The organism is Kitasatospora sp. NPDC002522, from assembly GCF_053595195.1.
The window spans coordinates 121,686-145,454 of the sequence record NZ_JBSFXE010000017.1; the positions used below are offsets into that span (position 1 = coordinate 121,686).

22 protein-coding genes and 1 tRNA gene are annotated in these 23,769 nt (G+C 70.7%); 12 read left to right on the forward strand and 11 right to left on the reverse strand.

All coding sequences use genetic code 11. The annotated features are described in order from the left end of the window. Positions 1 to 112: 112 nt before the first annotated feature. A complete protein-coding gene (locus tag ACWD4U_RS17120) occupies positions 113 to 754 on the forward strand; it encodes a hypothetical protein (protein WP_363456646.1) in 642 nt (213 codons plus the stop codon). Between the two features lie 64 nt (positions 755 to 818). Here the strand turns inward: ACWD4U_RS17120 and ACWD4U_RS17125 are convergent, their stop codons facing one another. Beyond that, positions 819 to 1,907: an NlpC/P60 family protein gene (locus ACWD4U_RS17125; RefSeq protein ID WP_363456643.1), complete on the reverse strand. Its 1,089-nt coding sequence runs from the start codon at positions 1,905 to 1,907 to the stop codon at positions 819 to 821. A 53-nt stretch (positions 1,908 to 1,960) separates the two neighbouring features. Continuing rightward, complete coding sequence (locus ACWD4U_RS17130) at positions 1,961 to 2,305, reverse strand: WXG100 family type VII secretion target (protein WP_363456640.1); 345 nt, start codon at positions 2,303 to 2,305, stop codon at positions 1,961 to 1,963. A 208-nt stretch (positions 2,306 to 2,513) separates the two neighbouring features. Between ACWD4U_RS17130 and hrpA the strand changes: the two genes are divergently transcribed. Further along, on the forward strand, positions 2,514 to 6,485 hold the full coding sequence (hrpA, locus tag ACWD4U_RS17135) for an ATP-dependent RNA helicase HrpA (RefSeq protein WP_363456637.1): 3,972 nt from the start codon (positions 2,514 to 2,516) through the stop codon (positions 6,483 to 6,485). A 94-nt stretch (positions 6,486 to 6,579) separates the two neighbouring features. Beyond that, positions 6,580 to 6,653 (forward strand) — tRNA-Asp (locus ACWD4U_RS17140). A gap of 302 nt (positions 6,654 to 6,955) precedes the next feature. Here ACWD4U_RS17140 and bldC read toward each other — a convergent pair. Together bldC and ACWD4U_RS17150 are read right to left on the reverse strand one after the other, a co-directional pair. Further along, positions 6,956 to 7,162 (reverse strand): developmental transcriptional regulator BldC, encoded by a 207-nt coding sequence (bldC, locus tag ACWD4U_RS17145; protein WP_030459248.1) that lies wholly within the window; start codon positions 7,160 to 7,162, stop codon positions 6,956 to 6,958. 463 nt (positions 7,163 to 7,625) lie between these two features. After that, positions 7,626 to 8,528: a hypothetical protein gene (locus ACWD4U_RS17150; protein ID WP_363456634.1), complete on the reverse strand. Its 903-nt coding sequence runs from the start codon at positions 8,526 to 8,528 to the stop codon at positions 7,626 to 7,628. Positions 8,529 to 8,700: 172 nt separating this feature from the next. Here ACWD4U_RS17150 and ACWD4U_RS17155 point away from each other — a divergent pair, with 172 nt between their 5' ends. Continuing rightward, the gene (locus ACWD4U_RS17155) at positions 8,701 to 9,843 is read left to right on the forward strand and encodes a Glu/Leu/Phe/Val dehydrogenase dimerization domain-containing protein (RefSeq protein WP_363456632.1); all 1,143 of its coding nucleotides are present in this window, start codon (positions 8,701 to 8,703) and stop codon (positions 9,841 to 9,843) included. A 371-nt stretch (positions 9,844 to 10,214) separates the two neighbouring features. After that, positions 10,215 to 10,460: a DUF3073 domain-containing protein gene (locus ACWD4U_RS17160; RefSeq protein ID WP_363456629.1), complete on the forward strand. Its 246-nt coding sequence runs from the start codon at positions 10,215 to 10,217 to the stop codon at positions 10,458 to 10,460. Positions 10,461 to 10,585: 125 nt separating this feature from the next. Here the strand turns inward: ACWD4U_RS17160 and purM are convergent, their stop codons facing one another. From purM to ACWD4U_RS17175, 3 genes are all read right to left on the reverse strand, one after another. Continuing rightward, entirely contained in the window at positions 10,586 to 11,668 is a 1,083-nt protein-coding gene (gene purM, locus ACWD4U_RS17165; protein ID WP_363456627.1) for a phosphoribosylformylglycinamidine cyclo-ligase, read from the reverse strand. A gap of 66 nt (positions 11,669 to 11,734) precedes the next feature. After that, on the reverse strand, positions 11,735 to 13,315 hold the full coding sequence (gene purF / locus ACWD4U_RS17170; protein ID WP_363456625.1) for an amidophosphoribosyltransferase: 1,581 nt from the start codon (positions 13,313 to 13,315) through the stop codon (positions 11,735 to 11,737). Between the two features lie 162 nt (positions 13,316 to 13,477). Then, positions 13,478 to 14,290: a diacylglycerol kinase gene (locus tag ACWD4U_RS17175; RefSeq protein WP_363456622.1), complete on the reverse strand. Its 813-nt coding sequence runs from the start codon at positions 14,288 to 14,290 to the stop codon at positions 13,478 to 13,480. Between the two features lie 126 nt (positions 14,291 to 14,416). Between ACWD4U_RS17175 and ACWD4U_RS17180 the strand changes: the two genes are divergently transcribed. Next, a complete protein-coding gene (locus tag ACWD4U_RS17180) occupies positions 14,417 to 15,700 on the forward strand; it encodes an adenylosuccinate synthase (protein ID WP_363456620.1) in 1,284 nt (427 codons plus the stop codon). A gap of 129 nt (positions 15,701 to 15,829) precedes the next feature. Then, a complete protein-coding gene (locus ACWD4U_RS17185) occupies positions 15,830 to 16,423 on the forward strand; it encodes a GNAT family N-acetyltransferase (protein WP_363456617.1) in 594 nt (197 codons plus the stop codon). A gap of 16 nt (positions 16,424 to 16,439) precedes the next feature. On the opposite strand, the gene ACWD4U_RS17190 is transcribed toward ACWD4U_RS17185, so the two are convergent. The 3 genes from ACWD4U_RS17190 to ACWD4U_RS17200 all read right to left on the reverse strand — a co-directional run bounded on the left by ACWD4U_RS17190 (position 16,440) and on the right by ACWD4U_RS17200 (position 18,329). Beyond that, on the reverse strand, positions 16,440 to 16,862 hold the full coding sequence (locus tag ACWD4U_RS17190; RefSeq protein ID WP_363456614.1) for a DUF350 domain-containing protein: 423 nt from the start codon (positions 16,860 to 16,862) through the stop codon (positions 16,440 to 16,442). 95 nt (positions 16,863 to 16,957) lie between these two features. Continuing rightward, positions 16,958 to 17,449: an LURP-one-related/scramblase family protein gene (locus tag ACWD4U_RS17195; protein ID WP_363456612.1), complete on the reverse strand. Its 492-nt coding sequence runs from the start codon at positions 17,447 to 17,449 to the stop codon at positions 16,958 to 16,960. A gap of 88 nt (positions 17,450 to 17,537) precedes the next feature. Further along, complete coding sequence (locus ACWD4U_RS17200) at positions 17,538 to 18,329, reverse strand: aminoglycoside 3'-phosphotransferase (protein WP_363456610.1); 792 nt, start codon at positions 18,327 to 18,329, stop codon at positions 17,538 to 17,540. Between the two features lie 101 nt (positions 18,330 to 18,430). Between ACWD4U_RS17200 and ACWD4U_RS17205 the strand changes: the two genes are divergently transcribed. Then, positions 18,431 to 19,087, forward strand: a complete 657-nt coding sequence (locus tag ACWD4U_RS17205) for a phosphotransferase (RefSeq protein ID WP_363456607.1) — start codon at positions 18,431 to 18,433, stop codon at positions 19,085 to 19,087. A 10-nt stretch (positions 19,088 to 19,097) separates the two neighbouring features. Here the strand turns inward: ACWD4U_RS17205 and ACWD4U_RS17210 are convergent, their stop codons facing one another. Next, a complete protein-coding gene (locus ACWD4U_RS17210) occupies positions 19,098 to 19,772 on the reverse strand; it encodes a hypothetical protein (RefSeq protein ID WP_449787214.1) in 675 nt (224 codons plus the stop codon). A 140-nt stretch (positions 19,773 to 19,912) separates the two neighbouring features. Between ACWD4U_RS17210 and ACWD4U_RS17215 the strand changes: the two genes are divergently transcribed. The 4 genes from ACWD4U_RS17215 to ACWD4U_RS17230 all read left to right on the forward strand — a co-directional run bounded on the left by ACWD4U_RS17215 (position 19,913) and on the right by ACWD4U_RS17230 (position 23,649). Next, positions 19,913 to 20,158, forward strand: a complete 246-nt coding sequence (locus ACWD4U_RS17215; RefSeq protein WP_363456602.1) for a hypothetical protein — start codon at positions 19,913 to 19,915, stop codon at positions 20,156 to 20,158. A 109-nt stretch (positions 20,159 to 20,267) separates the two neighbouring features. Further along, positions 20,268 to 20,399 (forward strand): thioredoxin domain-containing protein, encoded by a 132-nt coding sequence (locus ACWD4U_RS17220; RefSeq protein ID WP_363456817.1) that lies wholly within the window; start codon positions 20,268 to 20,270, stop codon positions 20,397 to 20,399. A gap of 33 nt (positions 20,400 to 20,432) precedes the next feature. Next, on the forward strand, positions 20,433 to 21,971 hold the full coding sequence (locus ACWD4U_RS17225; protein WP_363456600.1) for a recombinase family protein: 1,539 nt from the start codon (positions 20,433 to 20,435) through the stop codon (positions 21,969 to 21,971). 559 nt (positions 21,972 to 22,530) lie between these two features. Next, the gene (locus tag ACWD4U_RS17230; protein WP_363456597.1) at positions 22,531 to 23,649 is read left to right on the forward strand and encodes an IS630 family transposase; all 1,119 of its coding nucleotides are present in this window, start codon (positions 22,531 to 22,533) and stop codon (positions 23,647 to 23,649) included. Positions 23,650 to 23,769 lie beyond the last annotated feature (120 nt).

Genomic DNA, 23,769 nt, shown 5'->3' on the forward strand with positions numbered 1-23,769 from the left:
CGCCAGACGGTGACTCCGGGGCCCTCGTTGGCGGTCGGGATTGGTATGTTCTCCAACCGTCCGCCGCCTCGCGCGGCCCACGATCCGTCAGCACCAGGGGGAACCACCGATCATGCGCACCCGCCCGTTCCTGACCGCGGCCGTCCTGCTGGCGGCCACCCTCGGCGCCGCCGCCTGCGACCCGTCCGGCCCGGCGCCCGCCGCCTCCACCCAGGCCGCCCCGCCGGCCGCCTCCAGCGCCCCCGCGTCCGCCTCGCCGGCCGCGAGCAGCGCCGCGCCCGCCAAGTCCTCCGCAGCCCCGGCGGGCGGCGGCCCGGTCAGCGCGGCCGACGAAACCGCCTTCGAGCGGGCTTCCCAGGACGTGGGCGGCTGCCAGGCGTACTACAAGGCGCACAAGGTGATCGCCGTCCAGAGCGCCGACAAGTCCGGCACCCTGACCGGCATGAAGCAGACCGCCACCTGCGGCGCCTACGGCCTGGCCCTGGACGACGAGAAGGGCGCCGCCGCGGTGACCCTGCACGCCGCGGCCGGCGCCAAGGCCACCTACTTCACCGGCGAGGGCAAGAGCGGCGGCCCCAAGTTCACCGCCCGCACCGGCACCTTCGCCGACTTCGCCGCCAAGCAGCAGACCTGCAAGGACCACGGGGACAACCCGCCGGCCGGCACCCTGTGCGTCCAGTCGCTGTTCGAGTACACCCTGGACTCCAGCGGCGCCGTCACCTCGCTGCGCGAGACCTTCATCGCCACCGACTGACGGTCCGTCGACCGCGCGGGCCCCGGCCGGATCCCTCCGCCCGGGGCCCGTCCGGCTCCCGCTGCTACTCGACGCCCTTGCGGCGGAACGGGTGGTACCGCTGGTCGCCGTGGAAGTACGGGTAGGGGATCTCGCGGGAGACACAGCCCGCGTCGCCGCTGTCCTCGATGCCGATGTACTTGGTGTGCGCGGCGTCGGCCCAGCCGCCGAACAGCACGGTGTGCTCGCCCATGATCATCGCGTCGCCGGGCTTGAGGTCGTTCTTGCTGATCTGCTCGGAGACGTCGCTCGCCATCAGGCCGTGGGTGTCACGACCCGGGCCGGGCAGTCCCCAGGCCGCGGAGACCAGGCCGGAGCAGTCCACCCGGTAGCCGTTGGTGATGGCGCCCTGGCTGTAGCCGAGCTTGTGCTCGGCGCGCTCCAGGGCCCGCTCCACGATCGCCGTGCGCTCGGGGGACAGACCGTCCATCTTGGGCTTGGCGACCACGCCGAGGCCCTCGCCGTTCTGCTTGTGGCGCTTGCGGTTGCCGCACCAGGAGTCCCAGCCGCTGCCGTTGAAGATCTTGGTCTTCCAGTCGCCGGTGGACTTGTCCTTGAGCTTCGGCCCGTCGTGCCTGCCGCCGGGACCGCCGGCCGGGGTCCCGGTGCTGCCGGAGCTGTCGCCCGGGGACTCCGGCTGCGAGGGGTGGTGGCTGCCACCGCCGCCCGAGCCCTGCTCGCCGCCCTTGCCGCCCGCGCCGCCGTCGATCCGGGTGCCGGTGCCGGGCGACTTCGGCTTCTCGTGGTCGCCGCCCTTCGGCTTGTTCATCTCCTCGGCGATCTTCTTCTCGATCGCCTGGTAGTGCGAGATGACCTTGCGGATCTTGTCGACGTCCTGGGCCAGGCCCTTGGTGAGCGTCTCCTTGGTCTTCTCCAGGTGGTCGGCCCGGGCCTCGATCTCCTTGACGCTCTTCACCACGTCGCCGACCACCGAGCTGAAGCCGAAGATCCCCGCGAACGGCGCGGAGAAGACGTCCTCGGCGGCGGCCTTGGCGATGGTGGCCTTGATGCTGCCGACCTGCTTGGTCATCTGCTCCATGCGCTGGTTCAGCGTCTGGAAGTCCCGCTCGATCTTGGTCAACTCTTCAATGCGGTAGCCGAACTGATCAGCCATCAGCACACTCCCCCCGTCATGTCGATCCGTCCCCGTCGCGTCGCCCGGACGCGTCACAGAATGCTGGCGAGCCGCTTCACCGCGTCGCCGAGCTGTCCCAGCTCGTCCGCCACGCCGTTCAGCTCACGCACCCGGTTCTGCGCGTGCTGGGTGAACGCGTCCGCGGCGGCCCCGTGCCAGTGCAGCGAGGAGAGCACCGAGTTGACCTCCTGGCCGAGCTCGTCCACCTGCTTGCCCAGCTGCGCCAGCTCGGTAGCGATCTTGTTCAGCTCGGCGTCGGCGTCGCCGAACATCTTGCTGAGCGCCCAGTGTGCGATCTCGGCCGGGGCCATCACGATGTCCTCGCCGACCTTCACCACGTCCCCGGCGAGGTGCTTGACGTCGCCCCACAGGTCCATGACATTCCCCCTGTTTCCCCGTATGCCAGTTCCCCCAAGGCTAGTCAGTATCGGCTCGGGGCGAAACGGGCGGGTGCCCCTTCGACCGGCCGGGCGGCCCGGGCGCGCGCCGGGCGGGCTATTCGCGGTCCGCCCGCCCCGCCTGTGACACTGGAACCGCTCGAAAACCGAGGTGCGCCCCGGCCCTTCCTTTTTGCAACCTAGAGGGATGCCCGCAGTGAGTTCTCCCGTAGCCCCGCAGCCCGCCCCCACCCTCGCGGAGCTGGCCGCCCGGCTGCCCGGACTGATGCTGCGCGACGCGCAGCGCCTCGGCCGCCGACTCGACGGCACCCGCAAGGTCCGCTCCGACGACGCCCGGCAGAAGATCGTCGCCGAGCTGGCCCCCGACTTCGACCGGGCCGAGCTGCGGGTGGCCGAGCGCCGCGCCGCGGTCCCGGTGATCCGCTACCCGCAGGAACTGCCGGTCAGTCAGAAGAAGGACGACATCCTGGCGGCCATCCGGGACCACCAGGTGGTGATCGTCGCCGGTGAGACCGGCTCCGGCAAGACCACCCAGATCCCGAAGATCTGCCTGGAGCTGGGCCGCGGCGTGCGCGGCCTGATCGGCCACACCCAGCCGCGCCGGATCGCCGCCCGCACGGTCGCCGAGCGGGTCGCCGAGGAGCTCGACACCCCGCTCGGCGCGGCGGTCGGCTGGAAGGTCCGCTTCACCGACCAGGCCGGCCAGGACACCCTGGTCAAGCTGATGACCGACGGCATCCTGCTGGCCGAGATCCAGACCGACCGGGACCTGCGCCAGTACGACACCCTGATCATCGACGAGGCGCACGAGCGCAGCCTGAACATCGACTTCCTGCTCGGCTACCTCAAGCAGCTGCTGCCCCGCCGCCCCGACCTCAAGGTGGTCATCACCTCCGCCACCATCGACCCGGAGCGCTTCGCCGAGCACTTCGACGGAGCCCCGATCATCGAGGTCTCCGGCCGCACCTACCCGGTCGAGGTCCGCTACCGCCCGCTGTTCGACGAGACCGACGGCGAGGAGGAGGCCGAGGAGGCGGACCGGGACCGCGACCAGGTCCAGGCGATCTGCGACGCGGTCGAGGAGCTGCAGTCCGAGGGCCCCGGCGACGTCCTGGTCTTCCTCTCCGGCGAGCGCGAGATCCGCGACACCGCCGACGCGCTCACCAAACTGAAACTGAAGTTCACCGAGATCCTGCCGCTCTACGCCCGGCTCAGCTCGGCCGAGCAGCACAAGGTCTTCCAGCGCTCCACCCAGCGCCGCGTGGTGCTGGCCACCAACGTCGCCGAGACCTCGCTGACCGTCCCCGGCATCAAGTACGTGATCGACCCGGGCACCGCCCGGATCTCGCGCTACAGCCACCGCACCAAGGTGCAGCGGCTGCCGATCGAGGCGATCAGCCAGGCCAGCGCCAACCAGCGCAAGGGCCGCTGCGGCCGCACCTCGGACGGCATCTGCATCCGCCTCTACTCGGAGGAGGACTTCCTCTCCCGCCCCGAGTTCACCGACGCGGAGATCCTGCGCACCAACCTGGCCTCGGTGATCCTGCAGATGACCGCGGCCGGCCTCGGCGACATCGCCGCGTTCCCGTTCCTCGACCCGCCGGACTCCCGCAACATCAAGGACGGCGTCAGCCTGCTGCACGAGCTCGGCGCGCTCGACCCGGAGGAGAAGGACCACCGCAAGCGGCTCACCCCGCTGGGCCGCAAGCTCGCCCAGCTACCGGTCGACCCGCGGATGGCCCGCATGGTGCTCGAGGCCGACCGCCTCGGCTGCGTCCGCGACGTGATGGTGATCGCCGCCGCGCTCTCCATCCAGGACCCGCGCGAGCGCCCCGCCGAGAAGCGCCAGGCCGCCGACGAGCGGCACCGCCGCTTCCACTCGGAGACCTCCGACTTCTCCTCCTACCTGGCGATGTGGCGCTACGTCAGGGAGCAGCAGAAGGAACTCTCCTCCTCCGCGTTCCGCCGGATGTGCAAGTCCGAGTTCCTCAACTACCTGCGGATACGGGAGTGGCAGGACGTCTACGTCCAGCTGCGCACCATCGCCAAGCAGCTCGGCGTCACCATCGACGAGCCGCACGACGACGCCGAGCCGGACGCGGACCGGATCCACCAGGCGCTGCTCTCCGGCCTGCTCTCCCACCTCGGCCTGTTCGACGTGGAGAAGCGCGAGTACGCGGGCGCCCGCGGCGCCCGGTTCGCGGTCTTCCCGGGCTCGGGCCTGTTCAAGAAGCCGCCGCGCTGGGTGATGTCCGCCGAGCTGGTGGAGACCTCCCGGCTGTGGGCCCGGATCAACGCCAAGATCGAGCCGGAGTGGGTGGAGCCGCTCGCCCCGCACCTGATCAAGCGCAACTACAGCGAGCCGCACTGGGAGAAGAAGGCCGGCGCGGTGCTGGCCTACGAGAAGGTCACCCTGTACGGGCTGCCGATCGTCGCCCAGCGCAAGGTCAACTACGGCCGGATCGACGCCGAGCTCTGCCGCGAACTGTTCATCCGCAACGCCCTGGTGGAGGGCGACTGGGAGACCCACCACCGGTTCTTCGCGGAGAACCGCAAGCTCCTCGACGAGGTCGAGGAGCTGGAGAACCGGGCCCGCCGCCGCGACATCCTGGTGGACGACCAGACCCTGTTCGACTTCTACGACGCCCGGCTGCCGGAGACGATCGTCTCCACCCGGCACTTCGACTCCTGGTGGAAGCAGGCCCGCCGCGACCAGCCGGACCTGCTCAACTTCGAGAAGTCGATGCTGATCAACGAGTCGGCGGACGGCGTCACCGAGGCCGACTACCCGGACTACTGGCAGCAGGGCAAGCTCCGCTTCAAGCTCACCTACCAGTTCGAGCCGGGCAGCGACGCGGACGGCGTGACCGTCCACATCCCGCTGCCGGTGCTCAACCAGGTGGTCCCGGACGGCTTCGACTGGCAGATCCCGGGCCTGCGCGAGGAGCTGATCACCGCCTACATCCGGTCGCTGCCCAAGGCGGTCCGCCGCAACTTCGTGCCCGCCCCGGACTACGCCCGGGCCGCGATGCGCGAGCTGACGGACCGCCAGGAGCCGCTGCTGCCCACCCTGGAGCGGGTGCTGCACCGGATGTCCGGCCTGCCGATCCCGCCGGAGGCCTGGGACGACGAGCGGGTCCCCGAGCACCTGAAGGTGACCTTCCGGGTGGTGGACGGCAAGCGGAAGCTCGCCGAGTCCAAGGATCTGGAGGAGCTGCGCCGCAAGCTCCAGCCGAAGCTGTCCGCGACGCTCTCCGACGCCGCCTCGGGCCGCGGCATCGAGCGCACCGGGCTGACCTCCTGGCCGGCCGATCTCCCGGTCCTGCAGCGCACCTTCGAGCAGCGCTCCCGCGGCCACTCGCTGCGCGCCTACCCGGCGCTGGTGGACGAGGGCGGCTCGGTCGCCATCAAGCTGTTCGACACCCCGGAGGCCCAGCAGCACGCCATGTGGGCCGGCACCCGCCGGCTGCTGATGCTCCAGGTCAACTCGCCCGCCAAGTCCATCCAGGGCCGACTGGGCAACCAGGCGAAGCTGGCGCTCTCGTACAACCCGCACGGCTCGATCCCGGCCCTGTTCGAGGACATCGTGGCGTCCGCCACCGACCGCCTGATGGAGCTGAACGGCGGCCCGGTGTGGGACGCCGAGGCGTTCGCCGCGCTGTACGACAAGGTCCGCGCCGACCTGTACGAGCTCTCCGCGGACACCACCCTGAAGACCGCGACCGCGCTGATCGCCTTCCACAAGGCGTCGACCCGCCTGAAGTCGGTCTCCAGCCCGGTGCTGCTCTCCGCCGTCAACGACGTCCGGCTGCACCTGGCCTCGCTGGTGCACGCCGGGTTCGTCACCGACACCGGCTGGCCGCGGCTCGGCGACCTGAAGCGCTATCTGATCGCGGTGGACCGCCGCCTGGAGGCGCTGCCCGACCACCCGCAGCGCGACCTGCAGAACCTGCAGAAGGTCCAGGCCGTCCAGCAGGCCTACGGCGAGCTGCTGGCGAAGGTGCCGGCCGGCCGGGAGCCCTCGCCGGAGGTCCGGGCGATCCGCTGGATGATCGAGGAACTGCGGGTGAGTTTCTTCGCGCAGGGGCTCGGCACCCCGAGCCCGGTCTCGGAGAAGCGGATCCTGAAGGCGATGGAGGCCGCCGCGGCCACCCTCTGAGGGCCCTCCGGAGCCGGTTCGACCTGGGGGCTCGGCATGCAGTACGATCTGTCTTGTTCGCAGGCGAGAGCAGGCGGGCAAGGATCAGATCACTGGTCCCGTGGAGCAGTTGGTTAGCTCGCCACCCTGTCAAGGTGGAGGTCGCGGGTTCAAGTCCCGTCGGGATCGCAGTAAACGAGAGGCCCGGAACCGTCAGGTTCCGGGCCTTATCGCATTCCGGCGCCGGGTCACAAGATAACGCCGCTGTGATCACCGTCACTGGACGCCCTCCGGGAATCGACTTCCGGGGCACCCCCCTGAACTGCCCTGATTTAATATGTAAAATTGTACTGGCTTTATCGCTAATCCCCCCCTCTCCCAGCAGCCTCAATGGGAATCCCCAGTTCCGGACCCCGGGCATGCCGAAGGGCCGCACCCCCGACCCGGCGGAGTCGGGGAGGCGGCCCTTCGGAATGCCTGTGCGCCCGGCGTCAGACCTCGGTGCGCTGTGCCGGGATGCCCGCCAGCAGGGCGCGCACCTCTGCCTCGCGGTAGCGGCGGTGGCCGCCGAGGGTCCGGATGGACGTGAGCTTGCCCGCCTTGGCCCAGCGGGTCACCGTCTTGGGGTCCACGCGGAACATGGTGGCGACCTCTGCCGGCGTCAGCAGAGGCTCGGCGTCGGGGGTACGAGCGGTCATGAGCGGCCTCCTCGGGAGAACCGAACCAGGGCGGTTCTATCCTTCAAATTCTGCACCTTGGCCCGCGATGCCCGAAATGGCACGGCCAGGCCGAGTCGGTTATAGGACGAACGGCTTGTCCTGGTGTCTACAACTACACCATCCGTCCAGCCCCATCGGCCAAACCGCCAAAATTGACCCCTCACGGGTTCAAGAGCGACGGAAGGCCATGGACCACCCCATAGCGGACAGTCACGCCGTGGTGACGTCCGGTCACGGTGCGGCACGCCTGAGAGAGCTTGGGCTGGTTGTCCCATTTTGGCACATAGGTCTGAGTTCGCGTCAACGGTGAGTAGTGTCACGTTCCGTGGGTATTGACCCGGTCCGGGACCATGGTCCCGGAAACCGTCTCAATGGTATGGACCATCCTCTCCTGTCGCACTGACATTCGGCCAGCTTCTTTTTCTGATCCGCCGTCAGCACCTCAGGACGCGTACCGCAGCGCCAGCACCTTCCGCCAGCGCCCCGTCAGCTCCTCGTAGACCCGGACCGCCTCGTCGGTGTCCCCGGCCCGCAGGGCGCCCAATCCACCCGCCAGTTCACCCACCGAGTGCTCCTCGGCCAGCCGGCCCGGGCCCAGCAGGTGCACCAGGCCGCCGTAGTCGAGTTCCACCAGCGAGCGCGGGTGGAACTCCTCCAGCCAGCGCCCGATCTCCTCCGCGCCCTGCACCAGCGCCCCGCGCGGCACCCGCTCCCGCAGCACCCGGTAGGCCCGGGCCACCCGGCGGCGGGCCTGCACCATCGGCGTCAGGTAGAACAGCGCCGGGGGCTCCGGCCGTTCGCCCTCGCCCGCGGAGCCGAGCTCCCCGGCCGGCAGGTGGCAGCGGTCCTCCTCGCCGAACGGCAGGAACCAGCGCAGCGGCACCTCCCAGCGGCTGGAGAGGATCCACGGCCGGGCGTCGGGGTGGCGGCTCTGCCACTCCCCGCGGTCGGTCTCCGAGACGTCCCGCAGCGCGGGCGGCAGCACGGTGTCCACCAGGTGCGCGGGCAGCGTCTGGCGCAGCTCCTGCAGGGCCAGCCAGGACCGCAGCCGGGTGGTCCAGGGGCAGACGTAGGTCACCCCGTCCAGCACCCGCACGTAGGCCCGCTCGTCCTCCTTCTCCGGCAGCGGACGGGGCGTCAGGGCGGCCAGGTCGGCCAGCGCGCCGCGCTGCTCGGCGAGCGCCGCGCCGGTCACCGGCCGGGACGGGCCCTCGGCGTCGGGGCCGTGCGCGGCGGCGTACGCCTGCCAGCGGGCCCGGTCGGGTTCGGGGTAGGCGGCCAGCGGTTCGTAGACCCGCAGCTGCGCGGAGTAGGGCGGGAGCACCGAAGTGCGCGGAGCGGTCACGTTCCGCATGTTCGCATGCACCCCGGGCGCGCGTCAGGGGTGTCGCGAGGGTGCCCCTTGTCGTTATGCCTCAGGGACCGTCAGGGGGCAGATCCGGCGGCGGCCCCGGGGCTAGGCTTCGACCAGGCGCCCGCAACCACCGCCGCGGGCCATCATTGCTGGAGTCACCACAGTGACCGACGTACACACCACGCACCCCGCACAAGGCGTGCTGGGCCGAGTCTTCGGCACCGGCCAGGACGGCGAAGGGCACGAGCAGGTCGTGCTCTGCCACGACCGCACCTCAGGCCTCAAGGCGATCATCGCCATCCACTCCACCGCCCTGGGCCCGGCCCTCGGCGGCACCCGCTTCTTCCCGTACGGGAGCGAGGACGAGGCGCTGCAGGACGCGCTCAACCTCTCCCGCGGGATGAGCTACAAGAACGCCCTCGCCGGGCTCGACCTCGGCGGCGGCAAGGCCGTCATCATCGGCGACCCGAACCGCGACAAGAACGAGGCGATGCTGCGCGCCTACGGCCGCTTCGTGCAGTCGCTGCGCGGCCGCTACATCACCGCCTGCGACGTGGGCACCTACGTGCAGGACATGGACGTGGTGGCGCGCGAGACCGAGTTCGTGACCGGCCGCTCCCCGGAGAACGGCGGCGCCGGCGACTCGTCCATCCTCACCGCCTTCGGCGTCTTCCAGGGCATGCGCGCCTCCGCGCAGGCCCGCTGGGGCCAGCCCACCCTGCGCGGCAAGCGGGTCGGCGTGGCCGGCGTCGGCAAGGTCGGCCACTACCTGGTCGGCCACCTGGTCGCGGACGGCGCCACCGTGGTCGTCACCGACGTCTCCGAGGCCGCCGTGAACCGGGTCCGGGCCGCCCACCCCGAGGTCGAGGTGGTCGCCGACACCGCGGCGCTGCTCGGCGCGGACCTGGACGTCTACGCCCCCTGCGCGCTCGGCGGCGCGCTCACCGACGACTCGGTGGCGGCGCTCGGCGCGACCGGCACCTCGATCGTCTGCGGCGCGGCCAACAACCAGCTCGCCCACGCCGGCGTGGAGAAGGACCTGGCCGACCGCGGCATCCTCTACGCGCCGGACTACCTGGTGAACTCCGGCGGCGTCATCCAGGTCGCCGACGAGATCGAGGGCTTCAACTTCGAGCGGGCAAAGAACAAGGCCACCAGGATCTTCGACACCACCCTGGAGATCTTCACCCGGGCCACCGCCGACGGCGTCCCCCCGGCGGTGGCCGCCGACCGGCTCGCCGAGAAGCGCATGCGGGAGATCAGCGCGCTGCGCTCGGTGCTGCTGCCGGCCGCCCGCCGCGGCTGACCGCGACCGTCCGGACACGCGGGGTCGGCGTCGCCGGCCCCGCGCATCACGATGTGGAACCGGATTCTCAGTCCGTCCCTCGATCGGGCGATACCGGGCCCCCCTTCGGGGGATAATCTCGGTAGGAACAACGGGACCGGCAAAGCTCCGGACGGCCTGCGAACGCCCCGAAAATCCCCTGTGACCAGGATGAATCCGGTCCGGGGGGGCTGCGGTGCGCGCCACGTCACACCGGCGACGTACCGTCCGGCGGCGGAAGCAGGTACCGTTAATGCTCCAAGGGACGGTTTCCCACTTCGGGCAGACCGGACCTGATCATCAACACGTGTCAGACTCGGGGCCGTGAGCCCCACCGTTGAGGGGGTCGACCCATGGGGCGCGGCCGGGCCAAGGCCAAGCAGACGAAGGTCGCCCGCGAGCTGAAGTACAACAGCGGCGGGTTCGACGCAAACCGTCTGTCTCACGAGCTGGGCGTATCTCCGTCCACCGCGATCGAGCCGGAGCCGATCGAGGACGACGACGACGAGGACGACCCCTACGCGGCGTACGCGGATCTGTACGACGACGAGGACGACGACGAGGACGCGGACAGCGGTCCCTCGCGGCGTCGGGCGTAACGTTCTTCGACCGGACCGGTCCGGTGCTCCCCGTGAGCGCCGGGCCGGTCTTCGGCGTGCCCGCGGCCGGGTGTCCGCCCGGGACGCGAAAGGCCCCGCCGGAGCGGGGCCGTCGCGTCGGGGTGTCAGCGGGTGAAGCCCTCGTAGTCGTTGTACAGCGCGGCGCCGCCGTCGTGCTCGTCGGTGCGGTCCACGATGTCGCCCAGCAGCCAGGCCTCGACGTCGCGGTCCTCCAGGATGGCGAGGACCACGTCGACCGACTCCGGCGGGACGACGGCGACCATGCCGACGCCCATGTTGAGGGTCTTCTCGATCTCCAGGGTCTGCATCGCGCCGACCTTGGCGACGGTCCGGAAGACCGGCAGCGGGCTCCAGGTGCCGCGGTCGAGGCGGGCGTGCAGGTGGTCCGGGATGACCCGGGCCAGGTTGGCGGCCAGGCCGCCGCCGGTGACGTGCGAGAAGGCGTGGATCTCGGTGGCCCGGGTCAGCGCCAGGCAGTCCAGGGTGTAGATCCGGGTCGGCTCCAGCAGCTCCTCGCCGAGGGTGCGGCCGAACTCCTCGACCTGGCGGTCGAGGCTCCAGCCGGCCTGGTTCAGCAGCACGTGGCGCACCAGCGAGTAGCCGTTGGAGTGCAGGCCGGAGGCGGCCATCGCGATCACCACGTCGCCGGCCCGGACCCGGTCGGCGCCGAGCAGCGCGTCGGCCTCCACCACGCCGGTGCCGGCGCCCGCGACGTCGTACTCGTCCGGGCCGAGCAGGCCGGGGTGCTCGGCGGTCTCGCCGCCGACCAGCGCGCAGCCGGCCAGCGTGCAGCCCTCGGCGATGCCCTTGACGATGGCGGCGACCCGCTCCGGGACGACCTTGCCGACGCAGATGTAGTCGGTCATGAAGAGCGGCTCGGCGCCGCACACCACGAGGTCGTCGACGACCATGCCGACCAGGTCGTGGCCGATGGTGTCGTGCTTGTCCATGGCCTGCGCGATGGCGACCTTGGTGCCGACGCCGTCGGTGGCGGTGGCCAGCAGCGGGCGCTCGTAGCGCTTGAAGGCGGAGGCGTCGAACAGCCCGGCGAAGCCGCCGAGGCCGCCGACCACCTCGGGGCGGTCGGCCTTCTTCACCCACTGCTTCATCAGCTCGACGGCGCGGTCGCCGGCCTCGATGTCGACACCCGCGGCGGCGTAGGTCGCCCCGGTCTCGTTGCTGGTCACCTGGTGTGGCCCTTTCGAAGTGGTGGTACCGCCGCCCCCGGCCTCAGCCGGGGGCGGCTCGCACGTTTACGGGCGTCGCAGCGCGTCCGCCGCGCCCGCGCCACCCAGGAGCGACTGCACGCCGTCGAGGTCGCTGGTCTGCTTGCCGCCGCGGACGGCCGGCTTGGCCTGGCCGCCGGCGATCTCCGCCTCCAGCAGCAGCTTGCCGAGGAGTGCCGGGTCGGGCAGCTCCATCGGGTACTCGCCGTCGAAGCAGGCCCGGCAGAGCTTGTCCTTGGGCTGCTTGGTGGCCTCGATCATCCCGTCGATGGAGATGTAGGCGAGCGAGTCGGCGCCCAGCGAGCGGCCGATCTCCTCGACCGAGAGGCCGTTGGCGATCAGCTCGGCGCGGGTGGCGAAGTCGATGCCGAAGAAGCACGGCCACTTCACCGGCGGCGAGGAGATCCGGATGTGCACCTCGGCGGCGCCCGCCTCGCGCAGCATCCGGACCAGCGCGCGCTGGGTGTTGCCGCGGACGATCGAGTCGTCCACGACCACCAGGCGCTTGCCCCGGATGACTTCCTTGAGCGGGTTGAGCTTGAGCCGGATGCCGAGCTGGCGGATGGTCTGGTTGGGCTGGATGAAGGTGCGCCCGACGTAGGCGTTCTTCACCAGGCCGGCGCCGAACGGGATGCCGCTGGCCTCCGCGTAGCCGATCGCGGCGGGGGTGCCGGACTCCGGGGTCGCTATCACCAGGTCGGCGTCGGCCGGGGCCTCGGCGGCCAGCTTGCGGCCCATCTCCACGCGGGAGAGGTGCACGTTGCGGCCGGCGATGGTGGTGTCCGGGCGGGCCAGGTAGACGTACTCGAAGACGCAGCCCTTGGGCTTGGCCTCGGCGAAGCGCGAGGTGCGCATGCCGTTCTCGTCGATGGCGATCAGCTCGCCGGGCTCCACCTCGCGGATGAAGCTGGCGCCGACGATGTCGAGGGCCGAGGTCTCGGAGGCGACCACCCAGCCGCGCTCGATCCGGCCGAGCACCAGCGGGCGGATGCCCTGCGGGTCGCGGGCGGCGTAGAGCGTGTGCTCGTCCATGAAGACCAGCGAGAAGGCGCCCTTGACGTCCGGCAGGACCTTCCGGGCCGTCTCCTCGATGGTGAGGTCCGGGTGGCCGGCCAGCAGGGCGGTCAGCAGGTCGGTGTCGTTGGTCGCCGCGGTCCGCCCGGAGCGGGAGACGTGCTCCTCGCCGGGCAGTTCGGCGACCATCGCCGCCAGTTCGGCGGTGTTGACCAGGTTTCCGTTGTGCCCGAGGGCCAGCGAACCGTGCACGGTCGCCCGGAAGGTCGGCTGGGCGTTCTCCCAGACCGAGGACCCGGTGGTCGAGTAGCGGGCATGTCCGACGGCGATATGCCCGTGCAGGGATCCCAGCGAGGTCTCGTCGAAGACCTGGGAGACGAGTCCCATGTCCTTGAAGACCAGAATCTGGGACCCGTTGCTCACTGCGATGCCCGCGGATTCCTGTCCGCGGTGCTGCAGGGCATAGAGGCCGAAGTACGTGAGCTTTGCGACCTCCTCGCCGGGAGCCCAGACACCGAAGACGCCGCAAGCGTCCTGGGGGCCTTTCTCGCCGGGAAGAAGATCGTGGTTGAGTCGTCCGTCACCACGTGGCACGTCTTCGAGTCTAGGGCAGGTGGGGGGAAAGGCCTGATGGCAGCCTCGGCGTACGCGCGTAGAGTGCGCCCCTTACCAGGTTTTCGCACAACCGGCGACCCGGTTCGCGCCCTTGTCATCAGGGCTTCGCACAGTGGACGGCCGGCCGGAACGTGAGCCTGCTCACCCGGCGGGCAGCAGCAGCCGCCAGGCCCCCGCGCCGACCGTCCAGGTGCGCCGGCGGACCGGCCCGACCGGGCAGCCGTCCGCCTCGTAGCCGAAGCCGCTGCCCACCACGGTGAGCCGGCCGGCCCGGTGGCGCTGCGGGCGGCCGTCCAGGTCGAGGGCGAGTTCGAGCGCGCCGTCGACCATGGCGACCCGCAGTTCGCGCACGCTCTGGTGGACGTCGGCCAGCAGCCGGCCGTCGACCTCGATGCGCAGTTCCTCCGCACAGGTGGGGCTCGCCTGCTCGGCCGCAGCCAGTTTCGCCCATAGCGAACGCCAGCCACCCGTTCGGCCCTGCCGCGGGCCGTTGAAACGGACCTCGGCGAGCACCACGCCGCCCTCGTCGTCCAGCAGCAGGTCATGGACGCGGGCGCTGCCGCCGAGCACCGCGCGGGCCGCGGCGACCGGTTCGGCGGGGACGCCCAGGGAGCGGGTGGCGGCGGTGGCGAGCGGGCCGCCGACGGGGACCACGCCGACCGGATCGTCCGCCAACTCTCGTTGCCGGTGCAGGGCCTGCAGCACCCGCTGGAGCGCGAGGTCGGATCCGATCACCACCGCGCGGCGCCGTCCGCGGTGCGCCAGCACCCGGTCGAGTTCGGCCGGGCTCTCGGGCAGCGCGACCTTCGCGTCGGCCCCCGCGCAGAGCACGTCCTTGGCGATCCGCACCGACTCGCCGTCCGCCTCCTTGGCCGCCGGGTCCAGCAACAGCAGCAGCGGCCCGGGGCTGTGCGCGTCCGGGGGACGGGATACGGGCGTGGACAGCGACGACACGACCGGTCCTTCCTCAGGTAATCTCTCGGTGCAAGAGCCCCTTGCGCTATTGCGCCAGGGGCTTCGTCTATCTCGGGCCAGACTGCGGTCTACGCAGGATGCCCCAACCGGAAGGGGTGTACGCCTGTGCCGGCACTCGTGCTCGTGGGCGCCCAGTGGGGAGACGAGGGCAAGGGGAAGGCCACGGACCTCCTCGGCGGCTCCGTCGACTACGTCGTCCGCTACCAGGGCGGCAACAACGCCGGTCACACGGTGGTCATCGGCGACCAGAAGTATGCCCTGCACCTGCTGCCTTCCGGCATCCTCAGCCCGAACGTCGTACCGGTGATCGGTAACGGCGTGGTGATCGACCCGGGCGTGCTGCTCGCCGAGCTGAAGGGGTTGGACGAGCGCGGGATCGACACCTCCAAGCTGCTGATCTCGGGCAACGCGCACCTGATCACCCCGTACCACCGGACGCTGGACAAGGTCACCGAGCGCTTCCTCGGCAAGCGCCGGATCGGCACCACCGGTCGCGGCATCGGCCCGACCTACGCGGACAAGATCAACCGCGTGGGCATCCGGGTCCAGGACCTGTTCGACGAGTCGATCCTGCGCCAGAAGATCGAGGCGGCGCTGCACGACAAGAACCAGATCCTGGTCAAGCTGTACAACCGCCGTGCGATCCCGGCCGAGCTGGTGCTCGAGGAGTACCTGGGCTACGCCGACAAGGTCAAGCCGTACCTGGCGGACACCACGCTGGTGCTGGACGAGGCGCTGAAGGCCGGCAAGGTCGTGCTGCTCGAGGGCGGCCAGGGCACGCTGCTGGACGTGGACCACGGGACGTACCCGTTCGTCACCTCGTCCAACCCGACCTCGGGCGGCGCCTGCACCGGCTCGGGCATCGGCCCGACCAAGATCGACCGGGTGATCGGCATCCTCAAGGCCTACACCACCCGCGTCGGCTCGGGCCCGTTCCCGACCGAGCTGCTGGACGCCGACGGCGACGCGCTGCGCCGGATCGGCGGCGAGCGCGGCGTCACCACCGGCCGCGACCGGCGCTGCGGCTGGTTCGACGCGGTGATCGCGCGCTACGCGACCCGGGTCAACGGCCTGACCGACTTCTTCCTGACCAAGCTGGACGTGCTGACCGGCTGGGAGCAGATCCCGGTCTGCGTGGCGTACGAGATCGACGGCCGCCGGGTCGAGGAGCTCCCGTACAACCAGTCGGACTTCCACCACGCGAAGCCGATCTACGAGAACCTGCCGGGCTGGAGCGAGGACATCTCGAAGGCGAAGACCTTCGAGGAGCTGCCGAAGAACGCGCAGGCGTACGTGAAGGCGCTGGAGGAGATGTCGGGCGCCCCGATCTCGGCGATCGGCGTCGGCCCCGGCCGGACCGAGACGATCCAGGTCAACTCCTTCCTGTAGAAGGTCGGGGAGAGGCCCGGCGCCGCTGGTTCACTCCGGCGGCGCCGGGCCTTTTCCATGCCCGCGAATGTTTGCACTAGTGCAGATATCGCTTGCGCCTAGTGCAATGACCGCCCTACGGTGGGGCGCATGACCGCGAAGCTTCCCGCCCCCATTGTCCTGACCGGCCGCCACGTCCGGCTGGAGCCGCTGACCCGTGCGCACGTGCCCGACCTGTTCGAGGCCGGCGGCGGGGACGAGGAGGTGTGGCGCTGGGTGCCGGTGCCGCTGCCGCGCACCCTCGACGAGATGGCCGAGGTGATCGACGCGCGGCTCGCCGACCGCAGCTGCACCCCGTTCGCGGTGGTCTCGCGGGTGGAGGACCGGGCGATCGGGGTGACCTGCTACTTCGACGCCAGTGCGGCGGACGAGCAGGTGGAGATCGGCGGCACCTGGTACCGGCGCTCGCTGTGGCGCTCGGCGGTGAACACCGAGTCGAAGCTGCTGCTGCTGGAGCACGCCTTCGAGGAGCTCGCCATGGGCCGGGTGAGCTGGAAGACCGACCACCTCAACGAGCGCTCGCAGAACGCGATCCGCCGGCTCGGGGCGTCCTACGAGGGCACCTTCCGGCGCGCCAGGCGGCGGCCGGACGGCAGCTGGCGGGACACCGTGTACTTCTCGATGCTGGCCGCCGAGTGGCCCGCCGCGAAGACCCGGCTGAGCGAGCGGCTGGCGGCGGGCTGACCCGGCCGGCGGCCGGTCAGTAGATGGCGGCGGAGACGATCGCCGCGACGGCGAGGTTGGTGGAGGCGGTGACCCAGACCGCCGGGTGCGGCTCCGGGTCGACCAGCACCTCGCCGAGCCGGCCCGGGGTGAACAGGTCGATCGCCCAGAACGAGACGGCCATCAGCACCAGCCCGAACAGGCCGAAGACCCCGGCCGCCGCCAGGCCCTTGCCGAACTCCTGGTAGGTGGAGATCACCGCGGTGAAGACGATCGCGCCGATCGACAGCAGCGCGGAGCTGAGCACCACCGAGGCGTTGCGGTTGCGCTCCACCCAGATCTGCCGGCCGAGCTTGCCGGGCGTCAGCAGGTCGACCAGCCAGACGCCGAGCAGCAGCAGGACCAGCCCGACCGCGCCGTACGCCGCCGCCCTGCCCAGCTGGTCCAGGATGTCGCTCATCCGCCCGCCCCTTCGGTGTCCGTGCCGTTCGCCCGCAGCTCGCGCTGCGGATCGGCAACATAGCGCACCGGGGCGGGCGGCGAGGCGGCCGTGGCTCAGTCGTTGTGCTCGACCAGGCGGTCCAGGCAGACCGCGATCGCCAGCACCAGCGGGACGTCGGCGCCGTCCTCGATCTCCACACCGAAGGTGTCTCGGATCGCGAACCACTTGCGGGAGATCTCGGCGATCCGGTGCCCGTCGGAGTTGACGGTGTACTCCTTGTCGATCAGGTCGCCGTGCACCTCGAACTCGCCGCCGGCCTCCAGCTCCACGTGGTACTTGTCGTGGAACGGCGTGAACAGCTTCTTGCGGACGGTCGCGACCACGTCGCCGTCGGCGTTCTCGATCTTCATCGCGTCGCGGACGGTCAGCACCTTCTCCCGGATGGTGGCGACCTTGTTGCCCTCGACGTCCTGCAGCTCGAAGGTGTCGCGGATGCGCAGCACCTTGCCGTCGACCAGGTACGCCTTCTCCCCGTCGGCGTCCTCGATCCAGTAGTCGTCCCCGATCGAGAACAGCTTCTCCCTGACCACGAACTTCCGACCCATTGCCGCGACTCCCTCGCATCCGTGCCGACTCACCGTCAAACGGTCACCGCCATGGTGCCACCGGCGCGCCCGGGCCTCGCGGTCGGCACTACGTCAGGTCCCACAACAGGCGGTAGTACGCCAGGCGTTCGTGGTCCTCCTCGACCCCGTACGCCTCCAGCAGGGGACGCTCCCAGCCGGGGCCGTAGTTCCACACCGTGCTCCACGAGGCGACCGCCAGGTCCGCCCAGCGGTCGGCGACCCCGAGCGCGCCCAGGTCGACGTGGCCGCCCGGGCGGCCGTCCGCCGCGACCAGGGTGTTCGGGGCGCAGGCGTCGCCGTGGCAGACCACCGGCGGGTGGTCGGGCGGCGGGACGTCGGCGAGCCGGGCCAGCGCGTGCTCGACCGTGCCGAGGTGGCGCAGGTCCGGGTGCCAGTCGGCGGGGTCGCGGCGCAGTTCGGCGGCGCGGGCGACGCGGCGCTCGGCCGACCAGTCGTAGGGGCAGTGCGCGGCGGGGAGCGCCTCGTGGAAGGCGCGCAGGCCCTCGCCGATCGCGCGCACCGCGGTCGCCGGGTCGCGCCGGAACCGCTCGGCCACCGCGCTCTCGCCGGGCAGCCCGGCGGTGAGCAGCCAGCTGCCGTCCTGGTCCGCGCCCTGCTCGAGCACCTCGGGGACGGCGGTGAAGGGCCGGGCCCAGCGCAGCCGTTCGGCCTCGGCGGCGAGGTCGGCGCCGCTGCCGGCCGGGGCCCACTTGGCGAACCGGCGGCCCGGTCCTTCGCCCAACCGGTAGGTCACGCCGCCGAGTTCGTTGCGCCAGACCGCGGCGACCGGGCGGCCCGCGGCGAGTGCGGTGACGCGCGGCGGCGCCTGGGTGTCCGGCTCGGGTACGTAGGCGAACATCCGCGCATTGTCGCGCGCCGCACTGCACCTGCGCGATTGCTTTTCTGATCATTCATCAGTCCGGTCTTCCACTGATCTTCCGCCGCCAGTAGGTTCGCCGAATGGAGATCGGCGAACTGCTGGGCACCGGCCGGACCGCGGACGTGTACGCGCTGGCCGACGGGCGGGTGCTGCGCCGCTACCGGGACGGCCTGGACGCGCGCGGCGAGGCCGAGGTGATGGCCCACGTCGCCGAGCACGGCTACCCCGTGCCCGCGGTCTGGCCCGCCGACCACGCCGCCGACCTGGTGATGGAGCGTCTCAGCGGCCCGACCATGGCCGACGCGCTGTTCGCCGGGACGCTCGGCCCGGGCGACGCCGGCGCGCTGCTCGCCTCCCTGCTGCGCCGGCTGCACGAGATCCCGCCGCGGTCCGCCGCCGACCCGGCGCACCGGGTGCTCCACCTCGACCTGCACCCCGAGAACGTCCTGCTCACCGCCCACGGCCCGGTCGTCATCGACTGGTTCACCGCGGCGGAGGGCGAGCCCGGCCTCGACGACGCGATGACCGCCGTCATCCTCGCCCAGGCCGTCCTCTCCATGCCCGCGGTCGCCGCCCTCGCCCGCCCCCTCCTGGTCCCCCTGCTGCGCGGCCTCCCCCCGCTCACCGACCACCACCTCACCGAGGCCCGCACCCTGCGCGCCGCCAACCCGACCCTCACGACGGACGAGATCGCCGTCCTCGACGAGGCGCTGGAGCTGATTCGCGACTGCGGCTGAGCCGCGGCCGCTACCACCAGGTGTCGGCGGTCTCCAGCGACACCCGGGCACCGGTTGGCGTGCCTATCAGCGACAGGCAGAGCCGGCCCCGGTCGAGCAGCAGGCGGACGTCCCGGCAGCCGGACCACCCGCCGTCGTCGTCCGGGGCCAGCCGCCAGCCGGACGCGGTCAGGTGGTCGTGCAGCCTGCTGACGGTCTCGTCGGGGGACGCGTCGGCCACGCCGCGGATGTCGAGGTCGCGCGAGCAGTAGGTCGAGGAGCCGCCGCCGCAGCCGCGATCGTGGTCGGCCGCGACGGTCAGTCCCGCGGGCAGCGCCGGCAGTTCGTCCGCCGAGGGCACCCACGCCTTCGGCCCCTCCGCCAGCAGCAGCAGGGCGATCAGCGCGCTCGACGTGCTCATCAGCACCGCGCAGAGCGACACCAGCGCCGTCCCGGTCAGCCGCCGCGCCCCGGCATGGGCCCCCGGCCGTCCGGCCACCAGCCCGCAGAACACCACCGGTCCGACCGCGATCCCCGCCACCAGCACCACCGTCAGCCGCACCTCCGCCAACGCCCATCCGCCCACCGCCACCACCTGCACCGCCGCACACCCCGCCAGCAGCGCCCCCACCACCCACCGCACCCGCCCGGGCCCCGCGGCCAGCAGCCAGCACACCAGCGGCGCAACGAAGATCAGCGACATCACACCCGGCACTCTGCCCGGCCCGACCGCGCGCGGGGAAGACCATGACGGCTCACACCCGCGGGCGCACTTCCCCGAACCCCCGGCCGACCTCCTGATGATCCGTCACAATGCGGCTGACACCAGGACAGAAGGGCACCCCCGTGTTCGAGAACCTCACGACCCTCCCGCCCGAGACCGCCGCCCGGAGGACCGCCCTGGTCGAGGAGTGCCGCCCCGTCCTCGCCGCCGAGGGCATGGAGGCCACCCAGGCTCTCCTCGCCGAGCGCGGGACCAGCATCGTCGCCGCGATCGCCATCACCCGAGCCCTCTTCGCACCGGCCGGCATCCCGCTCCCGGTCGCCCAGGAGATCGTGCTGTCCAGCGCCGCCCGCGCGGCCACCGCGTGAGCGCGGTGGCCGTACTCGGCGACGGTGCGGCGTCAGCTCCGACGGCAGGGGGCACCTGGGACCGAGCTCGGCGGAATGCTCCGGCCGCCCCATGAGGTTGGATGGGGGCATGACTTCTCGTGCGCGTGTCCGGGCCCCCGAGCTGGTGGGTAAGGGCGGATGGTTGAACACCGGGGGCAAGGACCTGTCGCTGGTGGATTTCCGCGGCAAGATCGTGATCGCGGACTTCTGGATGTCCTGAACCATTAAAGGCACTCCAGGGGAGAATCATCCCGTGCACCACCACACGATCTGTGACCTGTACCTTCGCCTCTCGCTAGACCGGGACGGCAAGACCGCGATCGACCGCCAAGAGGCCGACTGCCGAGCTTGGGCTGAGCGGAACGGGCTGACCGTCCGCAAGGTCCACATCGACCGGGGGCGCAGCGGGTACAAGGACGTGAGCCGCAAGGGCTTCGATGCAGCGCTTACCGCTGTCACGTCCGGCGTCGTCGGCGTCCTGCTGGTCTGGAAGCTGGATCGCCTGTCCCGCAAGGGAATTGGCGAAGTCGGCACCGCGCTGGATGCCATCGGACGCGCAGGCGGACGGCTTGTCTCCGTGATGGATGGTCTCGACACGGCCAACGACAGCGCCCGGGTGACGATTGCCCTGCTCGCTGAGCTGGCACGCTCGGAGTCCCGCAACATCGGCACTCGCGTGAGCAGCGCCAAGCGCTTCCTTCGCCAGAGGGGCCAGTGGATCGGCGGTCAGCCGCCGTACGGCCTGGCGGTGGATCCCGAGACGAAGAAGCTGGTGCACGACCCGGAGACCGCCGTATACGCCCGGCTGATCGCCGATGAGGCGCTGTCAGGCAAGGCGCTGGTGCACGTCGCCCGCTTCCTCAACGAGCACGAGATTGAGTCCCCGCGCGGCGGCAAGTGGAGCTCCTCCAGCGTCATGCAGCTTCTCCGATCCCCTGCTTTCGCTGGCCTCATGCCGCAGACGGAGTACACGGAAGCGGCGGACGGAACTCGCAAGTACAGCAGTCGAGTTGTGCCCTACCGCGATCCTGAGACGCTGGACACCGTCAGCATAGGCACGGGCATCATCACCCCTGGTGAGCGCGAACTGATCATTCGGCAACTGGAGTCCCGCACGTTCCCGCTCGCCGGTAAACGACACGGCCACAAGCAAGGCACCGCGCTCCTGACCGGCCTTGCCCGTTGCGCGCTCTGCGAGTCACCGATGAGTCAGTCGGGCACCTCCTATGTCTGCGCCAACAAGCGCATGGGCCGAGGATGCTCGGGCGTCACAGCGCGGGTGGAAAGTCTCGACGGCTTTGTGACCGACTCGTTCCTGAGCCGCCTTCCGGCCCTGGAGCCTGATGACCCGTTGCTGGTCGCCATTGCAGCCCGATGGGTTCAGCGACAGGACCCCGAGGTGTTCGCTAAGCGGGATGCGATAGAGGCAGAGATCAGCGAAGAGAGCGCCCGCCTGGCTGATCTCGAAGACGCCCGCTACCTGCGAGGCGAGTTCACCGGGGCTGACGCGATCGAGCGGTACAACCGCCTTGCCGGGCGTCTGCGAGGCCGAATCGATGGCTTGCGCGCTGACTTGGCTCGAATGCCGACCCCGACTGTCGACATCTCTCCACTGTTGGACGGCGAGATTCTGCGGGCAGCATGGGGAGGCGACAACGTCGCAGGACAGCGCGACAGGCTGAAGCTAGCCATCGACCGCGTGACCGTCAGCCGAGGCGAACGGGGCAAGCGTTTCGCGGGCCGTGATCGCTGCGTCATCGAATGGGCCGATATGACCGCAGCAGATCTCTAGGACCTCTAATATCCAACGGCCGCAAGAAAGCCCCTGAAGGCCTCCTGGACGCCCGCCCCCGCCTGGCCCACTTGGTCCAGCGGGGGCTTTTTGCGCCCGCAGACGGCCGCACAGCGATTCGAGCACGACATCGGGGATTGCAGGCGGCCGGTCGCCCGGAACAGCGCGAGGGGCCGGGTGGTGAAGTGGTGAAGTGGAGAAGAAACCCGTATTCCCTATAGAAGTTCTTATAGTGTTACGGGAATACATACAACTTCACCACTTCACCACTCTCCGCAGGTCAGAGAGGGCGCGCTTGCGGGGTCGAGCGGTGAAGGCCCGTCCGGCTCTCCCCGCCGTGTAGTAGGCGCGGCCGGTTTTGACCCTTACGCGTTACCGTTTCGCTGCTTTGTTCAACCCGGCCCGGGTGTCGATCCGCCGCCTTGACGGACCTCCCTGGATCCGCGATCTCGAACCCCATGAAGCCGCACTAGTGCCGTGACCACATAGGTTCGCCGGGTCGGAGTTCACGGCGGTTGGATGTGCGGTGTCGTTCGTCGATCCGACTGTTGGGGGTGTGGTGGCAGAGCCTGTCCGTGTGCGCAGGTTGACCGACCAGGAGGGGCAGAAGCTGCAGCAAATCGTGCGCCGGGGCAGCACCAGTTCGGTGCGGTTCCGGCGCGCGATGATGCTGCTCGCCTCGGCCGGCGGGAACCGGGTCCCGGTGATCGCCCAACTGGTGCAGGCCGACGAGGACACCGTCCGCGACGTGATCCACCGGTTCAACGAGATCGGCTTGGCCTGCCTGGACCCTCGCTGGGCGGGAGGCCGTCCCCGCCTGCTCAGTCCTGACGACGAGGATTTCGTCGTCCAGACGGCCACCACCCGCCCGACCAAGCTCGGCCAGCCCTTCACCCGTTGGTCCATCCGCAAACTCACCGCCTACCTGCGCAAGGTTCACGGGCGCGTGATCCGCATCGGCCGCGAAGCGTTACGGCGGCTGCTCACCCGACGCAACATCACCTTCCAACGCACCAAGACCTGGAAGGAGTCGCCCGACCCCGAGCGCGACGCCAAGCTCGACCGTATCGATCATGTCCTGGACCGCTTCCCCGATCGCGTGTTCGCGTTCGACGAGTTCGGACCGCTCGGCATCCGCCCCACCACTGGCTCGGGCTGGGCGCCCGCAGGTCACCCCGAACGGCACCCCGCGACCTACCGCCGCACCCACGGCGTCCGCTACTTCCACGGCTGCTACTCCGTCGGCGACGACACCCTGTGGGGCGTCAACCGCCGCAAGAAGGGCGCCGCGAACACCCTGGCCGCGCCCAGATCGATCCGCGCGGCTCGCCCGGACGGCGCCCCGATCTACGTCATCCTGGACAACCTCTCCGCCCACAAGGGCGAACAGATCCGGCGCTGGTCCAAGAAGAACCGTGTCGAGCTGTGCTTCACCCCGACCTACGCGTCCTGGGCCAACCCCATCGAGGCTCACTTCGGACCGCTGCGGCAGTTCACGATCGCCAACTCCAACCACCGCAACCACACCGTCCAGACCCGGGCCCTGCACGCCTACCTGCACTGGCGCAACACCAACGCCCGCCACCCCGACGTCCTGGCCGCCCAACGCCGCGAACGCGCGCGCATCCGCAGCGAGAAGGGTCTCCGCTGGGGCGGACGGCCGGCGAAAGTCGCGTGATCTGGCGAACAGCACCGGCAACACTGGGTCGTGTCCCGTGGGGTGGTGTAGTGGTGGTGCGCCAACGGTCATGAAGTAGACGGGAGTTCGTCGAGGCCGGGGTTGTCGGGGTAGATCTTC